The organism is Pseudomonas sp. NPDC098747 (assembly GCF_044760045.1).
Taxonomy (GTDB): domain Bacteria; phylum Pseudomonadota; class Gammaproteobacteria; order Pseudomonadales; family Pseudomonadaceae; genus Aquipseudomonas.
This window is the reverse complement of sequence record NZ_JBIWAL010000147.1, coordinates 1-1,001: the sequence shown is the minus strand read 5'-3', so window position 1 is coordinate 1,001 and position 1,001 is coordinate 1. Positions and strand designations below refer to the sequence as shown.

Annotated in this window: 1 protein-coding gene; it reads right to left on the bottom strand. The window is 55.6% G+C overall.

What is annotated here, in order from left to right; genetic code table 11:
* Nucleotides 1-198: 198 nt before the first annotated feature.
* On the bottom strand, nt 199-1,001 hold an 803-nt coding region (atpB, locus tag ACIQVE_RS29680), incomplete at its 5' end, for a F0F1 ATP synthase subunit A (RefSeq protein WP_402815526.1).

Genomic DNA, 1,001 nt, shown 5'->3' with positions numbered 1-1,001 from the left:
CCCAGTGCGCCCAGGCCGATCAACAGTGCAACAGCGATAGCGGTTAGACCAACTACAGTTTCCATCTTTCCTCCCGACTTTTACGTCGTATGGTTTAGGTTTTTTAGATTAAAGCGGTAAAACAAATCGTTTCAGGTGCTCTTTGAGGAGCCCCTTCCCGTTTGACCGGGAAGGACATCAGACTAGTCGAGACTGGTCTTAATGGTTTTCTTCGTGCGCCATCGACAGGTAGACGATGGTCAGCATCATGAAGATGAACGCCTGCAGCGTGATGATCAGGATGTGGAACACTGCCCACGCCCACTGCAGAACAATGCCCAGGCCGCTCAGCCAGAGCAGGCCGCTGCCGAACATCACAGCGATCAGAATGAACACCAGCTCGCCGGCATACATGTTGCCGAACAGACGCAGAGCCAGGGAGATCGGCTTGGCGATCAGGGTCACGAATTCCAGCAGGAAGTTCACCGGGATCAGCAGGGCTTGAACGAAGATGTTCTTGCTGCCGAACGGGTGCAGGGTCAATTCGCCGATGAAGCCGCCGATGCCCTTGACCTTGATGCTATAGAAAATGATCAGTGCGAAAACCGACAATGCCATGCCCAGAGTCGCGTTCGGGTCGGTAGTCGACACGGCGCGGAACGGGATGTGCGGGTCACCGGAGATCAGGATGGCCAGCTGAGGAATCCAGTCGACCGGTATCAGGTCGACGGCGTTCATCAGGAACACCCAGACGAAGATGGTCAGTGCCAACGGTGCAATCACCGGGCTACGGCCATGGAAGCTGTCACGCACGCTGCCATCGACGAATTCGACCAATACTTCAACGAAGTTCTGCAAAGCACCTGGCTGACCCGAAGTCGCCTTCTTTGCCGCCATGCGGAAAATAAGAACGAAGATCAGACCCAACGCAACCGACCAGCCGAGAGTATCGACGTGGAAAGCCCAGAAGCCCATTTCTTTGGCTTCTGCTGCGGTGTGGGCAAAGCCCCAGCCGCCGTTAG